At 40.0% G+C, this 19423-nt stretch carries 18 protein-coding genes and 1 pseudogene; 17 read left to right on the top strand and 2 right to left on the bottom strand.

Annotated elements, in window-relative coordinates; all coding sequences use genetic code 11:
- Positions 1–4: 4 nt before the first annotated feature.
- A complete protein-coding gene (locus HT734_RS01635) occupies positions 5–850 on the bottom strand; it encodes a DegV family protein (RefSeq protein ID WP_000219926.1) in 846 nt (281 codons plus the stop codon).
- Between the two features lie 124 nt (positions 851–974).
- Between HT734_RS01635 and HT734_RS01630 the strand changes: the two genes are divergently transcribed.
- The 17 genes from HT734_RS01630 to HT734_RS01550 all read left to right on the top strand — a co-directional run bounded on the left by HT734_RS01630 (position 975) and on the right by HT734_RS01550 (position 17122).
- Positions 975–1532, top strand: coding sequence for a TetR/AcrR family transcriptional regulator (locus HT734_RS01630; RefSeq protein WP_000004133.1), 558 nt, complete (start codon positions 975–977; stop codon positions 1530–1532).
- 18 nt (positions 1533–1550) lie between these two features.
- Complete coding sequence (locus tag HT734_RS01625; protein ID WP_000138511.1) at positions 1551–2018, top strand: cytidine/deoxycytidylate deaminase family protein; 468 nt, start codon at positions 1551–1553, stop codon at positions 2016–2018.
- 88 nt (positions 2019–2106) lie between these two features.
- On the top strand, positions 2107–2736 hold the full coding sequence (upp, locus tag HT734_RS01620; RefSeq protein WP_000515974.1) for a uracil phosphoribosyltransferase: 630 nt from the start codon (positions 2107–2109) through the stop codon (positions 2734–2736).
- 175 nt (positions 2737–2911) lie between these two features.
- The gene (gene clpP, locus HT734_RS01615; protein WP_000613475.1) at positions 2912–3502 is read left to right on the top strand and encodes an ATP-dependent Clp protease proteolytic subunit ClpP; all 591 of its coding nucleotides are present in this window, start codon (positions 2912–2914) and stop codon (positions 3500–3502) included.
- A gap of 78 nt (positions 3503–3580) precedes the next feature.
- Positions 3581–3868: a YlbG family protein gene (locus HT734_RS01610; protein WP_000462127.1), complete on the top strand. Its 288-nt coding sequence runs from the start codon at positions 3581–3583 to the stop codon at positions 3866–3868.
- Between the two features lie 65 nt (positions 3869–3933).
- The gene (locus tag HT734_RS01605; protein ID WP_033679953.1) at positions 3934–5094 is read left to right on the top strand and encodes an ABC transporter substrate-binding protein; all 1161 of its coding nucleotides are present in this window, start codon (positions 3934–3936) and stop codon (positions 5092–5094) included.
- 268 nt (positions 5095–5362) lie between these two features.
- Entirely contained in the window at positions 5363–6232 is an 870-nt protein-coding gene (locus tag HT734_RS01600) for a branched-chain amino acid ABC transporter permease (RefSeq protein WP_033679951.1), read from the top strand.
- A gap of 3 nt (positions 6233–6235) precedes the next feature.
- Positions 6236–7192, top strand: coding sequence for a branched-chain amino acid ABC transporter permease (locus tag HT734_RS01595; protein WP_000662288.1), 957 nt, complete (start codon positions 6236–6238; stop codon positions 7190–7192).
- The gene (locus HT734_RS01590; protein WP_001186000.1) at positions 7192–7956 is read left to right on the top strand and encodes an ABC transporter ATP-binding protein; all 765 of its coding nucleotides are present in this window, start codon (positions 7192–7194) and stop codon (positions 7954–7956) included. The genes HT734_RS01595 and HT734_RS01590 overlap by 1 nt, the downstream gene beginning before the upstream one ends.
- Positions 7956–8666: an ABC transporter ATP-binding protein gene (locus HT734_RS01585; protein WP_000062215.1), complete on the top strand. Its 711-nt coding sequence runs from the start codon at positions 7956–7958 to the stop codon at positions 8664–8666. Before HT734_RS01590 ends, HT734_RS01585 begins: the two co-directional genes overlap by 1 nt.
- A gap of 251 nt (positions 8667–8917) precedes the next feature.
- Positions 8918–9574, top strand: coding sequence for a CBS domain-containing protein (locus HT734_RS01580; protein WP_033679950.1), 657 nt, complete (start codon positions 8918–8920; stop codon positions 9572–9574).
- A 107-nt stretch (positions 9575–9681) separates the two neighbouring features.
- Positions 9682–10777 (top strand): peptide chain release factor 2 gene (gene prfB / locus HT734_RS01575; RefSeq protein WP_173278204.1). Its coding sequence is split into 2 segments (ribosomal slippage): positions 9682–9753 and positions 9755–10777, totalling 1095 coding nucleotides; the frame shifts between segments, so codons are not numbered across the junction.
- A 17-nt stretch (positions 10778–10794) separates the two neighbouring features.
- The gene (gene ftsE, locus HT734_RS01570) at positions 10795–11487 is read left to right on the top strand and encodes a cell division ATP-binding protein FtsE (protein WP_173278206.1); all 693 of its coding nucleotides are present in this window, start codon (positions 10795–10797) and stop codon (positions 11485–11487) included.
- Positions 11480–12406: a permease-like cell division protein FtsX gene (ftsX, locus tag HT734_RS01565; RefSeq protein WP_173278208.1), complete on the top strand. Its 927-nt coding sequence runs from the start codon at positions 11480–11482 to the stop codon at positions 12404–12406. The genes ftsE and ftsX overlap by 8 nt, the downstream gene beginning before the upstream one ends.
- A 185-nt stretch (positions 12407–12591) precedes the next feature.
- Positions 12592–14772, top strand: coding sequence for a PTS transporter subunit IIBC (locus HT734_RS01560; protein ID WP_079114838.1), 2181 nt, complete (start codon positions 12592–12594; stop codon positions 14770–14772).
- A gap of 51 nt (positions 14773–14823) precedes the next feature.
- Complete coding sequence (locus tag HT734_RS01555; RefSeq protein WP_033679948.1) at positions 14824–15639, top strand: endonuclease/exonuclease/phosphatase family protein; 816 nt, start codon at positions 14824–14826, stop codon at positions 15637–15639.
- Positions 15640–15778: 139 nt separating this feature from the next.
- Positions 15779–17122: a DEAD/DEAH box helicase gene (locus tag HT734_RS01550; RefSeq protein ID WP_033679947.1), complete on the top strand. Its 1344-nt coding sequence runs from the start codon at positions 15779–15781 to the stop codon at positions 17120–17122.
- Positions 17123–17259: 137 nt separating this feature from the next.
- On the opposite strand, the pseudogene HT734_RS01545 reads toward HT734_RS01550, so the two are convergent.
- A pseudogene (locus HT734_RS01545) lies at positions 17260–19398 on the bottom strand (LTA synthase family protein).
- Between the last annotated feature and the right edge of the window lie 25 nt (positions 19399–19423).

Below are 19423 nucleotides of genomic sequence, written 5' to 3'. Positions count from 1 at the left end.
GTAATTAATCAATTTCATATCCCATCAGCAAACCACCATCTTCTGCATAGAAACTGCAGAGGCCAGAGGTTGGGAGAATCTTAATATCCGCATATGGGAAGGTTTCACGGATTCGGTCTGAAAGCTGTTGGCAACATTTCTCGTTATTGCGTTGGGCCATGACAATACGGCCACCAGCATATCCAGCTTTAATGATTTCATCATAGGCAGCTTGAACTGATTTCTTTGGACCTCGTGCTTTTTGTAGTAATTCGAGGGTTCCAGTTTCACTAGCTTCTCCGACCATGCGGATATTGAGAAGGCCAACGACTGTACCGATAAGCTTGCTCAAACGGCCGTTTTTCACCAGGTTATCAACTCTGGATAGGACAAAGAGCAGCTTGGTTTTTTCTTGATAGGCAGTGATAGCTTCAACTACTTCTTCAAAAGATAGGCCCTGGTCAATCAGGTTATTTAATTTTTCTACGAGTAGGTCAACCTCACCACCAGCAGACAAACTATCAATCACATGAATCTTAGTATCAGGATGGTCTTCCAGATAAATATTCTTGGCCAGTTGAGCACTATTGTGACTACCAGAAAGAGTACCAGTTATGGTTACGAGGAAAATGTTTTTTGCTCCTTCAAATGCTCGTAAATAATCATCTGGGCTTGGACAAGCTGATTTTGAAGCTTCTGCAGTTGCATACATAGTTTCCATCATTTGGTCAATATCAAGACTGGCATCATCAACAAAGACCTGATCAGCTACTTGAATGGTTAAGGGAACACTTACAAAGGTCGTGTCAATAGCTGGTGTTTCTAGCTGACGATAATCACAACCAGAGTCAGCAATAATCTTCCAAGTCATAGAAATTCTCCATCTTTGCCAGTTATACATTGACAAAGGTTCTGTCTTTTTTTACAATTATATCATGAAAACCCTTGAAACAAAAGTCTCATCCGTCTGTTGTGACAAGTAGAAAGAAAATGTTATGTCTGAACGTAGAATCTCTGAAAAATCTCTTGAAAATCTCAGAAAATCAAATCAAGAATCCAATTTATTAACTAGAGAAGCGATTGAAACAGCCCTCTTGCAACTCTTGGAAAAAAAGGACTTGACCAAGATTAGTATTTCTGAATTGGTTAAACGTGCAGGCGTTTCGCGTGCGGCCTTTTATCGCAATTATGATTCCAAAGAGGAAATTTTAGAGAGCGTCTTTAAACGGAGTGTCTACAATATCATGGAACAGCTGCATCATTACGATTTAAAGACAGACCTTTATCTAGTCTGGGTTCACCTTTTCCGAGAGGTCAGAAAAGAAGCCAGAGTGATTCAATTGGCATTGGATTACCATTTGGAAAAAATTTTTGTCCAAGCCATGCAGGAATTTCTAGAAAAATACCATGGAACATCAAAAGGTGTCAGCTCTTATCTTCATTCCTTCTGGAGTTCAGCCATCGTCTCGGTCCTTCTAAAATGGACCAAGGATGGCATGAAGGTACCAGCTGAAAAGATTGCGGATTTACGCTTACCATTTTTAAAAAAATAGAGAAAAAGGAGAAAAGAGATGACTGAAAACAGACTAGCATGGGATGAGTATTTTGCAGCTCAAGCCTTATTAATTGCCAATCGTTCCACTTGTAAACGAGCCAAAGTGGGCGCAATTCTGGTAAAGGATAATAAGGTTATTTCCACTGGTTACAATGGTTCGGTGTCAGGTACAGAGCATTGTATTGATCACGAATGTCTGGTCATTGAAGGCCACTGTGTTCGTACCCTTCACGCTGAGGTTAATGCCATTCTACAAGGTGCAGAACGTGGTGTTCCTAAAGGCTTTACAGCCTATGTAACCCATTTTCCTTGTCTCAACTGTACAAAACAATTGCTACAGGTGGGTTGCAAGCGCGTGGTTTATATTAACCAGTACCGAATGGACGACTATGCCCAATACCTTTATCAAGAAAAGGGAACAGAATTGACCCATTTACCACTTGAGACAGTACAGGCAGCTCTTAAAGAGGCTGATTTAATGTAAAAATTATCAAAAATAAATGGTTTAGAAAGATTTTTAAACCGTTTTTTGGTATAATAAGAGGAATAAATTGAAAGAAGGAATTCCAAAAATGGGAAAAATTGAAGTTATTAATCATCCACTGATTCAACACAAATTGTCAATCTTGCGTCGTACAGATACTTCTACAAAAGCTTTCCGTGAGCTAGTCGATGAGATTGCAATGTTGATGGGGTATGAAGTACTTCGTGATCTTCCACTAGAAGATGTGGAAATCGAAACACCAATCACAAAAACAGTTCAAAAACAATTGGCAGGTAAGAAATTGGCCATCGTTCCAATCTTGCGTGCAGGTATCGGGATGGTTGACGGACTCTTGAGCTTGGTTCCAGCTGCTAAGGTTGGTCACATCGGTATGTACCGTGATGAAGAAACGCTTCAACCAGTTGAGTATTTGGTGAAATTGCCTGAAGATATTGACCAACGTCAAATTTTTGTCGTAGACCCAATGTTGGCAACAGGTGGCTCAGCAATTTTAGCTGTTGACTCGCTTAAAAAACGTGGCGCATCAAATATCAAATTTGTCTGCCTTGTATCTGCTCCAGAAGGTGTAAAAGCTCTTCAAGAAGCTCATCCAGATGTAGAAATCTTTACAGCAGCTTTGGATGAACGCTTGAACGAACACGGTTATATCGTTCCAGGTCTTGGAGATGCTGGAGACCGCTTGTTCGGTACGAAATAACATCGAAAAGAAGAAGATTGACTTGGAAAAGAATTCCAGTCACGAAAGGAGGTTGAATTTTTGTTTCTGTCTAATGAAAACAGAGCAAAAATTTGACCTTTTTTGACCAAGATATTATAATAGTCTTATCTTCAGTCATTTGACCAACAAAATTAAAACTCAAAAGGAGAAATAAATGATTCCTGTAGTTATTGAACAAACAAGCCGTGGAGAACGTTCCTACGATATTTACTCACGTCTTCTCAAAGACCGTATCATTATGCTGACAGGCCCAGTTGAAGACAATATGGCTAACTCTGTTATTGCCCAGTTGCTTTTCTTGGATGCCCAAGATAGTACAAAAGATATTTACCTTTATGTAAACACACCTGGTGGTTCTGTTTCAGCTGGTTTGGCAATCGTTGATACTATGAATTTTATCAAGGCAGATGTCCAAACCATCGTTATGGGAATGGCTGCATCTATGGGGACAGTCATCGCATCAAGTGGAGCAAAAGGCAAACGTTTCATGCTTCCAAATGCTGAGTACATGATCCACCAACCAATGGGTGGTACAGGTGGTGGTACTCAACAAACCGATATGGCGATTGCTGCAGAACACTTGCTTAAAACTCGTAATACCTTGGAAAAAATCTTAGCTGAAAATTCAGGTCAGTCAATCGAAAAAGTCCATGCAGATGCAGAACGCGATAACTGGATGAGTGCTCAAGAAACACTTGAATATGGCTTTATTGATGAAATCATGGCCAACAATTCATTGAATTAATGATAAAAGAAGGCAAACTCGACTGGGTTTGCTTTTTTTGGTATAATAAGGAGAAATTTCTTAGAAAGAGGATTTATCATGTTTGAAAAAGTCAATCGTTCTGGCTTGATTATCTATCTTTACTATAATCGTGATGCAAAAAAACTGCAGGATTATGGAGATATTACCTATCATTCCAAGAAACATCGTTATTTACAACTCTATGTTCCAACTCAAGAAGTGGAGCAATTGGTCGGGCGCTTGAGCAAGGAAAAGTTTATAAAAAAAGTCAGAGTTTGTCATATTCAAGAGCTGGAAACACCCTTTGTGGGCAATCTTTATCGAGAGGAAAACGTTATCATCGAAAAAGTTCAAGAAAAGTGTTGACAATTTTCTGATAATTCGGTATATTCTTAACATGCTATTTATTTAAGAAATAAGGAGACAAAAAGATGAAGAAAAAATTTGCCCTATCGTTTGTGGCGCTTGCAAGTGTAGCACTTCTTGCAGCCTGTGGAGAAGTGAAGTCTGGAGCAGTCAACACTGCTGGTAACTCAGTAGAGGAAAAGACAATCAAAATCGGATTTAACTTTGAAGAAACTGGTGCCGTAGCAGCCTACGGGACATCTGAACAAAAAGGTGCTCAACTTGCTGTTGATGAAATCAATGCAGCAGGTGGTATCGACGGAAAACAAATCGAAGTAGTCGATAAAGATAACAAGTCTGAAACAGCAGAAGCTGCTTCAGTAACAACTAACCTTGTAACCCAATCTAAAGTATCAGCAATCGTAGGTCCTGCGACATCTGGTGCAACTGCAGCTGCGGTAGCTAACGCTACAAAAGCAGGTGTTCCATTGATTTCGCCAAGTGCGACTCAAGATGGATTGACTAAAGGTCAAGATTACCTCTTTATCGGAACTTTCCAAGATAGTTTCCAAGGAAAAATTATCTCAAACTATGTTTCTGATAAATTAAACGCTAAGAAAGTTGTTCTATACACTGACAACGCCAGCGACTATGCTAAAGGGATTGCCAAAGCCTTCCGTGAAGCTTACAAAGGTGAAATCGTTGCAGATGAAACTTTCGTAGCAGGTGATACAGACTTCCAAGCAGCCCTTACAAAAATGAAAGGGAAAGACTTTGATGCCATTGTTGTTCCTGGTTACTACACTGAAGCTGGTAAAATTGTAAACCAAGCGCGTGGTATGGGAATTGACAAGCCAATCGTTGGTGGTGATGGATTCAACGGTGAAGAGTTTGTACAACAAGCAACTCCTGAAAAAGCATCAAACATCTACTTTATCTCAGGCTTCTCAACTACTGTAGAAGTTTCAGCTAAAGCAAAAGCCTTCCTTGACGCTTACCGTGCTAAGTACAATGAAGAGCCTTCAACATTTGCAGCCTTGGCTTATGATTCAGTTCACCTTGTAGCAAACGCAGCAAAAGGTGCTAAAAACTCAGGTGAGATTAAGGACAACCTTGCTAAAACAAAAGACTTTGAAGGTGTAACTGGTCAAACAAGTTTCGATGCAGACCACAACACAGTTAAAACTGCTTACATGATGACCATGAACAATGGTAAGGTTGAAGCAGCAGAAGTTGTAAAACCATAATAGAAAAATGTTGAAATAGGGAATGAGCCTCGGACTCACTCCCTGTTTCGATGTTTAATACTCTTCGAAAATCTCTTCAAACCGCGTCAACGTCGCCTTGGATTATATACGTGACTGACTTCGTCAGTCTTATCTACAACCTCAAAGCAGTGCTTTGAGCAACCTGCGGCTAGTTTTCTAGTTTGCTCTTTGATTTTCATTGAGTATAAGAACCTATCAAAAAGTGAGGGGAAAACCCTCAAAATTATAAATAGAAAGAGTGAATTTTATGCTCCAACAACTAGTAAATGGTTTGATTCTAGGTAGTGTTTACGCGCTGTTAGCCCTAGGATATACCATGGTTTACGGAATTATCAAGCTCATCAACTTTGCCCACGGTGATATTTATATGATGGGAGCCTTTATCGGTTATTTCTTGATTAATTCTTTTCAAATGAATTTCTTTGTAGCGCTTATTGTAGCGATGATAGCGACAGCCATTCTTGGTGTTGTGATTGAGTTCCTTGCTTACCGACCTTTACGCCACTCTACTCGTATTGCTGTTTTGATCACAGCTATTGGGGTTTCCTTCCTACTTGAGTATGGAATGGTCTATCTGGTTGGTGCCAATACCCGTGCCTTCCCTCAAGCGATTCAAACAGTTCGCTATGATTTGGGACCAGTTAGCCTAACAAACGTGCAGTTAATGATTTTGGCTATTTCCTTGATTTTGATGATTTTGTTACAAGTTATTGTTCAAAAGACAAAGATGGGGAAAGCCATGCGTGCAGTATCTGTAGATAGCGATGCGGCGCAATTGATGGGGATCAATGTAAACCGTACTATCAGCTTTACCTTTGCTTTGGGTTCTGCTCTTGCGGGTGCGGCTGGTGTTCTGATTGCTCTTTATTATAACTCTCTTGAGCCTTTGATGGGGGTTACTCCAGGTCTTAAGTCATTCGTTGCCGCAGTACTTGGTGGTATTGGAATTATTCCTGGTGCGGCTCTTGGTGGTTTTGTGATTGGTCTATTGGAAACTTTTGCGACAGCCTTTGGAATGTCAGACTTCCGTGATGCCATTGTTTATGGAATCTTGTTGTTGATCTTGATTGTCCGCCCAGCTGGTATCCTTGGTAAAAATGTGAAAGAGAAGGTGTAAACGATGAAAGAAAATTTAAAAGTTAATATTCTATGGTTACTCCTTTTGTTAGCTGGCTATGGCTTGATTAGTGTACTGGTCTCAGTCGGAGTACTCAATCTATTCTATGTACAGATTTTACAACAAATTGGAATTAATATTATTTTGGCTGTTGGCCTTAACTTAATCGTTGGTTTTTCAGGACAATTTTCACTTGGACATGCTGGTTTCATGGCGATTGGTGCCTATGCCGCTGCTATTATTGGTTCTAAATCACCAACCTATGGTGCCTTTTTTGGAGCTATGCTTGTAGGTGCTTTGATTTCAGGAGCAGTTGCCTTACTTGTCGGAATTCCAACCTTGCGCTTGAAGGGGGACTATCTTGCGGTAGCGACTCTAGGTGTTTCTGAAATTATCCGTATCTTTATCATCAATGGTGGAAGCATTACAAATGGTGCGGCAGGTATCTTGGGAATTCCTAACTTTACAAATTGGCAAATGGTATACTTCTTTGTCGTGATTACAACCATTGCAACCTTGAACTTCTTGCGTAGCCCGATTGGTCGTTCAACCCTATCTGTTCGTGAGGACGAGATTGCTGCTGAGTCAGTTGGGGTTAATACGACTAAAATTAAAATCATCGCCTTTGTCTTTGGTGCTATTACTGCAAGTATTGCAGGGTCACTTCAGGCAGGATTTATCGGTTCAGTTGTACCGAAAGATTACACTTTCATTAACTCAATCAACGTTTTGATCATTGTTGTATTTGGTGGACTTGGTTCCATTACAGGTGCCATCGTTTCAGCTATTGTTCTTGGAATTTTGAATATGCTTCTCCAAGATGTTGCTAGCGTTCGTATGATTATCTACGCTTTGGCCTTGGTATTGGTAATGATTTTCAGACCAGGTGGACTCCTTGGAACATGGGAATTGAGTCTATCACGTTTCTTTAAAAAATCTAAGAAGGAGGAACAAAACTAATGGCATTACTTGAAGTAAAACAGTTAACCAAACATTTTGGCGGTCTAACAGCTGTTGGAGATGTGACTCTTGAATTGAACGAAGGGGAATTGGTTGGACTAATTGGTCCAAACGGAGCTGGTAAAACCACTCTTTTCAACCTCTTGACCGGTGTTTATGAACCAAGTGAGGGAACAGTTACCCTTGATGGTCACCTTTTAAATGGGAAGTCACCTTATAAGATTGCCTCCTTAGGACTTGGACGTACTTTCCAAAATATCCGTCTCTTTAAAGATTTAACAGTTTTGGACAATGTTTTGATTGCTTTTGGCAACCATCACAAACAACATGTTTTTGCTAGTTTCTTACGCTTACCAGCTTTTTACAATAGTGAAAAGGAATTAAAGGCTAAAGCTTTGGAATTACTGAAAATTTTTGATTTAGATGGTGATGCAGAGACTCTTGCTAAAAACCTCGCCTACGGACAACAACGTCGTTTGGAAATTGTTCGTGCCCTTGCTACGGAGCCTAAAATTCTCTTTTTAGATGAACCAGCAGCAGGTATGAACCCACAGGAAACAGCGGAATTGACTGAGTTAATTCGTCGTATCAAAGATGAATTTAAGATTACGATCATGCTGATTGAACACGATATGAATCTGGTCATGGAAGTAACAGAACGCATCTACGTACTTGAATATGGTCGTTTGATTGCTCAAGGAACTCCAGACGAAATTAAGACCAATAAACGCGTTATCGAAGCTTATCTAGGAGGTGAAGCCTAATGTCTATGTTAAAAGTTGAAAATCTTTCTGTACATTACGGTATGATCCAAGCAGTCCGTGATGTAAGCTTTGAAGTTAATGAAGGAGAAGTTGTTTCCCTTATCGGTGCCAATGGTGCTGGTAAGACAACTATTCTCCGTACCTTGTCTGGTTTGGTTAGACCGAGTTCAGGAAAAATTGAATTTTTAGGTCAAGAAATTCAAAAAATGCCAGCTCAGAAAATCGTGGCAGGTGGTCTTTCACAAGTACCAGAAGGACGCCACGTCTTCCCTGGCTTGACTGTTATGGAAAATCTTGAAATGGGAGCTTTCTTAAAGAAAAATCGTGATGAAAATCAAGCTAACTTGAAGAAGGTTTTCTCACGCTTTCCTCGTCTTGAAGAACGGAAGAACCAAGATGCAGCCACTCTTTCAGGAGGGGAACAACAAATGCTTGCCATGGGACGCGCCCTTATGTCAACACCTAAACTTCTTCTTTTAGATGAGCCATCAATGGGACTTGCCCCAATCTTTATCCAAGAAATTTTTGATATCATTCAAGATATCCAGAAACAAGGAACAACCGTCCTCTTGATTGAACAAAATGCCAATAAAGCACTCGCAATCTCTGACCGAGGCTATGTACTGGAAACAGGAAAAATCGTCCTATCCGGAACAGGAAAAGAACTCGCCTCATCAGAAGAAGTCAGAAAAGCATATCTAGGTGGCTAAAAAGGTCCGGGGGACCTTTTTAGTCGGTAGATTGAGATTGCAAACAAATCTGCATCTACATTAAAAGCTTAATTTCTAATAATTAAAAAATCGAATGAAAGGTATCTTACCTTCATTCATAGAGCTCGATTTTAGAGCTCTTTTTGCTAGCTTATTCATACTTTTCTGAATTTTGAAAAAGAAATGTAAGCGTTTGATAGATTTACAAAAAGATTGTATAATAGGGATAAGAATAGAAAAGGAGAAGTCTCATGGCAGTTAAAGATTTTATGACCCGCAAGGTAGTGTATATTAGTCCAGATACAACAGTATCTCATGCAGCAGATTTGATGAGAGAGCAAGGGTTGCACCGCTTGCCTGTTATCGAAAATGATCAATTGGTTGGTTTGGTAACTGAGGGAACCATTGCTCAAGCTAGTCCATCAAAAGCCACAAGTCTTTCTATCTATGAGATGAACTATCTTCTGAATAAGACCAAAGTAAAAGATGTCATGATTCGTGATGTTGTCACTGTTTCAGGTTATGCTAGTCTAGAAGATGCAACTTATCTGATGCTGAAAAACAAGATTGGTATTCTTCCTGTAGTAGATAACCATCAAGTATACGGAGTTATTACTGACCGTGATGTTTTCCAAGCCTTTCTTGAAATTGCTGGTTATGGTGAAGAAGGAATTCGAGTGCGCTTTGTTACAGAAGATGAAGTTGGTGTTCTCGGAAAGATTGTTTCTTTGATTGTAGAAGAAAATTTGAATATCTCCCATACCGTAAATATTCCACGCAAGGATGGTAAGGTGATTATCGAAGTTCAAATCGATGGATCAGTTGATTTGACAGCCTTAAAGCAAAAATTTGAAGCTGAAAATATTCAAGTAGAAGAGATTAGTCGTACTTCTGCTAAAATTTTGTAAGCATGGAAGCCGAAAGGCTTCTTTTTTCATGAAAGGGAGATTAGAGCAAAAGATGGAAAGAAATGATAGAATATGGTATAATAAAACGATACAAAAAAGGAGTATTTATGGACATTTCAGTAATTCGTCAGAAAATTGACGCAAATCGTGAAAAATTAGCTTCTTTCAGGGGGTCTCTTTGACCTAGAGGGTCTAGAGGAAGAGATTGCCATCTTGGAAAACAAGATGACAGAACCTGATTTTTGGAACGATAATATCGCGGCCCAAAAAACGTCGCAAGAATTAAATGAATTAAAAAACACCTATAACACTTTCCACAAAATGGAAGAGTTGCAGGATGAAGTCGAAATTTTATTGGACTTTTTAGCAGAAGACGAGTCGGTTCAAGAAGAACTGGTAACGCAGTTATCCGAACTTGATAAGATGATGTCCAGCTATGAGATGACCCTTCTCTTGTCAGAACCTTATGACCATAATAATGCTATATTGGAAATCCATCCAGGTTCTGGTGGTACAGAGGCTCAAGACTGGGGTGATATGTTGCTTCGTATGTACACTCGCTATGGAAATGCCAAAGGCTTTAAAGTGGAAGTCTTGGATTACCAGGCTGGTGATGAAGCAGGTATTAAGTCGGTGACCTTGTCCTTTGAAGGACCTAATGCCTATGGTCTCCTCAAGTCGGAAATGGGTGTGCACCGTTTGGTCCGTATCTCACCATTTGACTCTGCCAAACGTCGCCATACATCTTTTACATCTGTAGAAGTGATGCCTGAGTTGGATGATACCATTGAAGTGGAAATCCGTGAAGATGATATCAAGATGGACACCTTCCGTTCAGGTGGTGCTGGTGGACAGAACGTCAATAAAGTTTCAACAGGTGTGCGTTTGACACATATTCCTACGGGAACTGTCGTCCAGTCAACGGTCGATCGTACTCAATATGGAAATAGAGATCGTGCCATGAAGATGTTGCAGGCAAAGCTCTATCAAATGGAGCAAGAAAAGAAAGCTGCGGAGGTAGATTCCCTTAAGGGTGAGAAAAAAGAAATCACATGGGGAAGCCAAATCCGTTCTTATGTTTTCACGCCATATACTATGGTAAAAGATCACCGAACTAGCTTTGAAGTTGCACAAGTAGATAAGGTTATGGATGGAGACCTAGATGGTTTTATTGATGCCTATCTCAAGTGGCGCATCAGCTAAGATAGAAAGGAACTCACATGTCAATTATTGAAATGAGAGATGTCGTCAAAAAATACGACAATGGAACGACTGCTCTACGAGGTGTTTCGGTCAGCGTTGAACCAGGGGAATTTGCTTACATCGTAGGACCTTCAGGAGCAGGGAAGTCAACCTTTATTCGTTCTCTGTATCGTGAAGTAAAGATCGATAAAGGAAGCCTATCAGTTGCTGGTTTTAATCTGGTTAAGATTAAAAAGAAAGATGTCCCGCTTCTACGTCGTAGTATTGGGGTTGTCTTCCAGGATTATAAACTATTGCCAAAGAAAACTGTTTATGAGAATATTGCTTATGCTATGGAAGTAATTGGGGAAAATCGCCGTAATATCAAAAAACGGGTGATGGAAGTTTTGGACTTGGTTGGATTGAAGCATAAGGTTCGTTCTTTTCCAAATGAGCTCTCAGGTGGGGAGCAACAGCGGATTGCGATTGCGCGAGCTATTGTAAACAATCCAAAAGTACTGATAGCCGATGAACCAACAGGAAACTTGGACCCGGATAATTCATGGGAAATTATGAATCTCTTGGAACGGATTAACTTACAAGGAACAACTATTTTGATGGCGACTCATAATAGCCAGATTGTAAATACCTTGCGCCACCGTGTCATTGCCATTGAAAATGGCCGTGTCGTCCGTGACGAATCAAAAGGAGAGTATGGATACGATGATTAGTAGATTTTTTCGCCATTTATTTGAATCACTAAAAAGTTTGAAACGAAATGGTTGGATGACAGTGGCTGCTGTCAGCTCAGTCATGATTACTTTAACCTTGGTTGCCATATTTGCTTCTGTTATTTTCAATACAGCGAAACTGGCTACCGATATTGAAAATAATGTCCGAGTAATGGTTTACATTCGTAAGGATGTCGCTGATAATAGTGAGACTATTGAAAAAGAAGGTCAAACTGTTACAAATAATGACTACCATAAGGTATATAATGCCTTGAAGGGGATGTCTACAGTTAAGAGTGTTACTTTTTCAAGTAAAGAAGAACAATATGAAAAATTAACTGAGACAATGGGGGATAACTGGAAAATCTTTGATGGTGACGCCAATCCTCTCTACGATGCATATATTGTAGATACTAACACACCAAGTGATGTAAAGATAGTAGCTGAAGAGGCTAAAAAAATTGAAGGTGTATCAGAAGTTCAAGATGGTGGAGCCAACACACAACGTCTGTTCCAACTTGCTTCCTTCATTCGTGTTTGGGGATTAGTCATAGCAGGACTCTTGATTTTCATTGCAGTCTTCTTGATTTCTAATACCATTCGTATTACCATTATTTCTCGCAGTCGCGAAATTCAAATTATGCGCTTGGTTGGTGCTAAGAATAGCTATATCCGAGGACCATTCCTCCTTGAGGGTGCTTTCATCGGATTACTTGGAGCAACAATTCCATCAGCTTTAGTATTCGTTGTTTATCAAATGGTTTACCAATCGGTTAATAAGTCATTAGTAGGTCAAAATCTTTCTATGATTTCACCAGAAGTATTTAGTCCACTGATGATTGTCCTCTTGTTTGTTATTGGAATTTTTATTGGTTCAATTGGATCAGGAATTTCAATGCGCCGATTCTTAAAAATTTAAATTTGAATAGATGTATATTTGAGGAGATTTTAATATCTCCTCTTTTACTACAAAAATTTTAGAAAAAAGTCTACTTTTTTCTATAAAAGCCTTTACAAAAAAAATTAAAGTGGTATAATTAATACATAGTTAAGTGCAAACGTTTTCGTAAAACGTTTGCCTAAATAAAAATAAAGGAGATTTGAATGATGAAAGATACATTCAAAAATGTCTTGTCTTTCGAATTTTGGCAAAAATTCGGTAAGGCTTTGATGGTGGTTATCGCCGTTATGCCGGCTGCTGGTTTGATGATTTCAATCGGTAAGTCGCTTGTGATGATTAACCCTAACTTTGCTCCACTGGTCATTACTGGTGGTGTACTAGAGCAAATCGGTTGGGGAGTTATCGTTAACCTTCATATCTTGTTCGCCCTCGCTATTGGAGGAAGCTGGGCTAAGGAACGCGCTGGTGGTGCGTTTGCGGCAGGTCTTGCCTTTATCCTAATCAACCGTATCACTGGTACAATCTTTGGCGTATCAGGCGATATGTTGAAAAATCCTGAAGCTATGGTAACAACTCTCTTTGGTGGATCAATCAAAGTTGCTGATTACTTCATTAGTGTTATGGAAGCCCCAGCGCTTAACATGGGTGTCTTCGTAGGGATTATTTCTGGTTTTATTGGAGCAACTGCTTACAATAAATACTATAACTTCCGTAAGCTTCCTGATGCACTTTCATTCTTTAACGGAAAACGTTTTGTACCATTTGTAGTTATTCTTCGTTCAATAATTGCTGCAATTGTACTTTCAGCTTTCTGGCCACTTGTGCAAACTGGTATCAATAGCTTTGGTATCTGGATTGCTAACTCACAAGAAACTGCTCCAATCCTTGCACCATTCTTGTATGGTACATTGGAACGTTTGCTCTTGCCATTTGGTCTTCACCACATGTTGACTATCCCAATGAACTACACAGCTCTTGGTGGTACTTATGAGGTCTTAACTGGTGCAGCTAAAGGTAGTCAAGTATTTGGTCAAGATCCACTATGGCTTGCATGGGTAACAGACCTTGTTAACCTTAAAGGTACAGATGCAAGTCACTACCAACAATTGTTAGATACTGTTCACCCAGCTCGTTTCAAAGTTGGACAAATGATCGGTTCATTCGGTATCTTGATGGGTGTGATCGTGGCTATCTACCGTAATGTCGATGCTGATAAGAAACATCAATATAAAGGTATGATGATTGCGACAGCTCTTGCAACATTCTTGACAGGGGTTACTGAACCAATCGAATACATGTTCATGTTTGTAGCAACACCTATGTATCTTGTTTACTCACTTGTTCAAGGTGCTGCCTTCGCTATGGCTGACGTTGTAAACCTACGTATGCACTCATTCGGTTCAATCGAGTTCTTGACTCGTACACCTATTGCAATCAGTGCTGGTATCGGTATGGATATCATTAACTTCATTTGGGTAACCGTTCTCTTTGCTGTAATCATGTACTTCATCGCAAACTTCATGATTCAAAAATTCAACTACGCAACCCCAGGACGTAACGGAAACTACGAAACTGCTGAAGGTTCAGAAGAAGCTAGCAGCGCAGTGAAAGTTGCAGCAGGTTCTCAAGCTGTAAACATTATCAACCTTCTTGGTGGACGTGCAAACATCGTTGATGTGGATGCATGTATGACTCGTCTTCGTGTAACTGTTAAAGACGCAGACAAAGTCGGTGATGCAGAACAATGGAAAGCAGAAGGAGCTATGGGTCTTGTCATGAAAGGACAAGGAGTTCAAGCTATCTACGGTCCAAAAGCAGACGTATTGAAATCTGATATCCAAGATATTCTTGATTCAGGTGAAATCATTCCTGAAACTCTTCCAAGTCAAATGACAGAAACGCAACAAAATACTGTTCAATTCAAAGGTCTTACTGAGGAAGTTTACTCAGTAGCTGACGGTCAAGTTGTTGCCTTGGAACAAGTAAAAGATCCAGTATTTGCTCAAAAAATGATGGGTGATGGATTTGCTGTAGAACCTGCAAATGGAAACATTGTATCTCCAGTTTCAGGTACTGTATCAAGCATCTTCCCTACAAAACATGCTCTTGGTCTTGTGACTGAAGCAGGTCTTGAAGTACTTGTTCACATTGGTTTGGACACAGTAAGTCTTGAAGGAAAACCATTTACAGTTCATGTAGCTGAAGGACAAAAAGTTGCAGCAGGTGACCTTCTTGTCACAGCTGACTTGGATGCTATCCGTGCAGCAGGTCGTGAAACTTCTACAGTAGTTGTCTTCACAAATGCTGAAGCTATTAAATCAGTTAAATTAGAACAAACAGGTTCTCTTGCAGCTAAAACAGCAGTTGCTAAGGTAGAATTGTAATATACTTGAGGTTGGAAGCTGTTTTCCAACCTCTTGTTTTAGGAGAAAAGCATGAAATTTTTAACACTCAATACTCATAGCTGGATGGAAAAAGAAGCTGAGGAAAAATTCCAGTTCTTGCTTGAAGATATTCTTGATAAAGACTATGATTTGATTTGTTTCCAAGAAATCAATCAGGAGATCACCTCGCAAGAGGTGGAGGTTAATGATCTCTATCAAGCTTTGCCAGCAGCTGAGCCTATTCACCAAGATCACTATGTTAGACTTTTGGTTGAGAAGTTATCAGAGCAAGGGAAAAATTACTACTGGACTTGGGCCTATAACCATATCGGTTATGACCGCTATCATGAAGGTGTGGCTATCTTGTCTAAAACACCTATTGAAGCAAGAGAAATTTTGGTTTCAGATGTGGATGATCCAACAGATTATCACACTCGTCGAGTTGCTTTAGCAGAAACAGTAGTTGAAGGTAAAGAGCTTGCGGTTGCCAGTGTCCACCTTTCTTGGTGGGATAAAGGTTTCCAAGAAGAATGGGCACGATTTGAGGCTGTATTGAAAGAATTGAACAAGCCACTTTTGCTTGCTGGGGATTTCAACAACCCAGCTGGTCAGGAAGGATACCAAGCTATTTTAGCTAGTCCATTAGGCTTACAAGACGCATTTGAAGTTGCTCAAGAGAAAAGTGGTAGCTATACTGTTCCACCAGAAATTGATGGCTGGAAGGGGAACACAGAACCCCTTCGAATCGACTATGTTTTTACTACCAAAGAGTTAGCGGTGGAAAATTTACATGTGGTATTTGATGGCAACAAGAGTCCGCAAGTGAGTGATCACTATGGCTTGAATGCTACTTTAAACTGGAAATAGTGACTGAAAAGAGGTTGGGATTATAAAATTCCATCCTTTTTCTAACTAGAGAAGCTACTGGAAATAGCCAAATAAGTGAGACTACTGTAATGGAATAAAATATGGTATAATTGATAAGATAGATAGAATCGAGGATATTATGTCATTTACGAAATTTCAATTTAAAAACTATATTAGAGAAGCCTTAGAGGAGTTAAAATTTACAACTCCAACAGAGGTGCAAGATAAGTTGATTCCGATTGTTTTGGCAGGTCGTGACCTAGTAGGAGAATCAAAAACAGGTTCAGGTAAGACTCATACTTTCTTGTTACCGATTTTCCAGCAATTAGATGAAGCTAGCGATAGTGTACAGGCAGTGATTACTGCACCGAGCCGTGAATTAGCTACTCAGATTTACCAAGCAGCTCGTCAAATTTCAGCCCATTCAGATGTTGAAGTTCGTGTGGTTAATTATGTAGGTGGTACGGATAAGGCTCGCCAGATTGAGAAATTGGCAAGCAATCAGCCTCATATTGTTATCGGTACTCCAGGTCGTATCTACGACTTGGTTAAATCTGGTGATTTGGCCATTCACAAGGCTAAGACCTTTGTGGTTGATGAGGCAGACATGACCTTGGATATGGGATTCTTGGAAACTGTTGATAAGATTGCTGGCAGCCTTCCAAAAGATTTGCAATTCATGGTCTTCTCAGCGACGATCCCACAAAAGTTGCAACCATTCTTGAAAAAATACTTATCAAATCCTGTTATGGAGAAAATCAAGACTAAAACGGTCATTTCTGACACTATTGATAATTGGTTGATTTCTACTAAGGGACGTGACAAGAATGCTCAAATTTACCAGTTGACTCAGTTGATGCAACCGTATTTGGCAATGATTTTTGTTAACACTAAAACGCGTGCTGATGAGTTGCATTCATATCTGACTGCTCAAGGTTTGAAGGTGGCAAAAATCCATGGAGATATTGCCCCTCGTGAGCGCAAGCGTATCATGAATCAGGTGAAAAATCTAGATTTTGAGTATATTGTAGCAACGGATTTGGCAGCGCGTGGAATTGACATTGAAGGTGTCAGTCATGTTATCAATGATGCCATTCCGCAAGACTTATCTTTCTTTGTGCACCGTGTTGGTCGTACTGGACGAAACGGCTTACCAGGTACAGCTATTACCCTCTATCAGCCAAGTGATGACTCGGATATCCGTGAGTTGGAGAAATTGGGAATCAAGTTTACTCCTAAGATGGTCAAAGACGGAGAATTTCAAGATACCTATGACCGTGATCGTCGTGCCAACCGTGAGAAAAAACAAGATAAGCTTGATATCGAAATGATTGGTTTGGTTAAAAAGAAAAAGAAAAAAGTCAAACCGGGTTATAAGAAAAAAATTCAATGGGCGGTTGATGAAAAGCGCCGCAAGACCAAACGCGCTGAAAATCGCGCTCGAGGTCGTGCAGAGCGTAAAGCTAAACGCCAAACATTTTAAAATAGGCTGGAAAAAATTCATTTTAGTAAATAACGAAAAATCGGCTGTTTCCACAATAAAACGCATAATATCAAGATTTTAGCACATCTGATATTATGCGTTTTTCTGATTTTAAAGACTTTTTGCGCAGCCGCCTTTTATTGTGATTTTGATTCGGTTTCTGCAGATTCGGGATGGAGTTCTTGGTAGCTTGGTGCCTTGAAAAGGCCAGTACTGGTTTTACCTTGTCGTTGGCTAAAGAGACTAGTTGATCGACTACCTTTTTCTTGCTCAATTTTTTGCAGAATTGGTAAGGAATTGAGGTAAGAAATACTTTCTGTATCAACTGTTCCAAGATGATCTTTTTGATAGAAACGTATCAAATCGCCAGTTTGAATCTGGTCGCTAATTTTCAGCTGTTGACTGACTGCCTGACGAACGCTTTCCAGTTCGGTCTGAGTTTGCTCATCAAGATTACTGATTTCAAGACCACTTTCAGTATAGTAGGTTCGTCCGTCATAACTGGTGTATTTAGGTGTGACGAAGGAATTGGCAGTTCGAAAGGCAACTGTTTCTTGATGGTCTGGTGATAGGAGGTCTTGTCCAACTTGAAGGAAGGAATTGGACTTAATACCAAGGAGGTGTTCGAGAGTAGGTAAGATATCGATTTGTCCACCGTAGGTATTGATGATTTTCCCTTTTTCATAACCAGGCATGACCGCCATAAAAGGCACTCGTTGCAACATGGCATTGTCGTAATTCGACCAGTTCTCAGAAGTCTTTCCAATCAAAGGTGCCAGGTCAGGATTGCGGGAGTTGGAAATTCCATAATGGTCTCCGTAGATGACGATGATGGAATTTTCATAGAGGCCACTTTCTTTGAGATAGTCAAAGAAGGCCTTGGTAGCACTGTCCAGATAGTTAGCCGTTTGGAAGTAGCCATTTATCGTTTTATCTTTGGTTTTGGCAAAGGGGAAACCAAGCTCATCTCCCGTCAGATTGCTAGCATAGGGATAGTGATTGGAAACCGTGATATACTTGGAATAAAAAGGCTGCTGCAAGTGCTCCAGATATTGGATGGAATCTTTCATCATGATTTTATCATTTAAACCATATTGGAAAGAATTACTACTGTCTTGCTTGGTGAAATAGGAAGCATCAAAGAAGTACTGGTAGCCCCATTGCTTGTAGGTTGTATTTCTGTTCCAGAAGGTCCCGATATTACCGTGAAAGACAGCACTTGATTGGTAGCCATTTTTCGATAGGATAAAAGGAGCTGCCTGCTGGGTATTGGTACCACCTTAATTGACCATGAAAGAACCTTGGTCAAGTCCAAACAAACCAGTCTCCAGCATGGTTTCCGCATCTGAGGTCTTACCAGCCTTGACTTGGTTAAAGATATTCGAAAAGGCTAGGGTTGATTGCGAATGGTAAAGTGAATTAAGGAAGTGAGTGACTTCATGCTTAGTTCCATCTATGTTAAGTTTATAGTCAAGCAGGAATTGCTGGAAACTCTCTAAGTGGAGATAAATCACATTTTTCCCTTTGGCTAAGCCGAAATAGTCTGGCTTGGGCTTAGCGGAATGTTCTTGAATATAATCTGTGATAGGTTGAAGGTCAGTCTCAGAAGCCTTAGCACGTTCTTTGTTGGCGCTGTATGATTGGTTGGCACTATAGCCTAAAAAGGCTGGTAAACTAAGGGCGCGGACAATATAATAATTAGAAAATCCTAGCGATAGGAGATCGGGACGTTCAATCTCTGCCAAGAAAAGATTAGCAGAAAAGAGCAGGGCTGAGAGAGCAGTGATAGCGACACTGGAGCGGAATCTGAAAGGTCTCTTATCCAGTTGGATGCATTTTTTATAGAGAAGAAAAGCCAGCAGTGGGAAATCCATAAAATAGATGAAATCCCAAAGGCGCAGTAACTCTAGTTCAGCAGTTCCAACAGACACCTTGCTGACCACCTTCATAGTATTAGCCGTGATAAAGTCACTAAATTCTCGATAGTAAAAGACATTGGAATAAAGCCAAATGAATAAAAGGTTATAAATAGCTATACTCAGACCATAAAAGATCTTGGTTGATCGAGCATAGAGGGCTAGAGCTAGAAGAAGGAGCCCCAAAGGAAGGGGATTGAAAAAGGCGATAAAGGCAAGGTAATTTCCCTGCAACTTTCCTAATTGAATGTCTAAATTAAAGTCAATGGTATAGGCTAATAAGGTTTTGAGCCAATATAGGGTTAAAAGAGTTAGGACAACCCAGTCTAGTACCGATGGCTTTTTGGATTTTGTTAAAATTGATTCTCACACAATTACTTCCTAA

Source organism: Streptococcus sp. k-90, assembly GCF_013277565.1.
Lineage (GTDB): Bacteria > Bacillota > Bacilli > Lactobacillales > Streptococcaceae > Streptococcus.
This window is presented reverse-complemented; position numbering and strand designations above follow the sequence as displayed.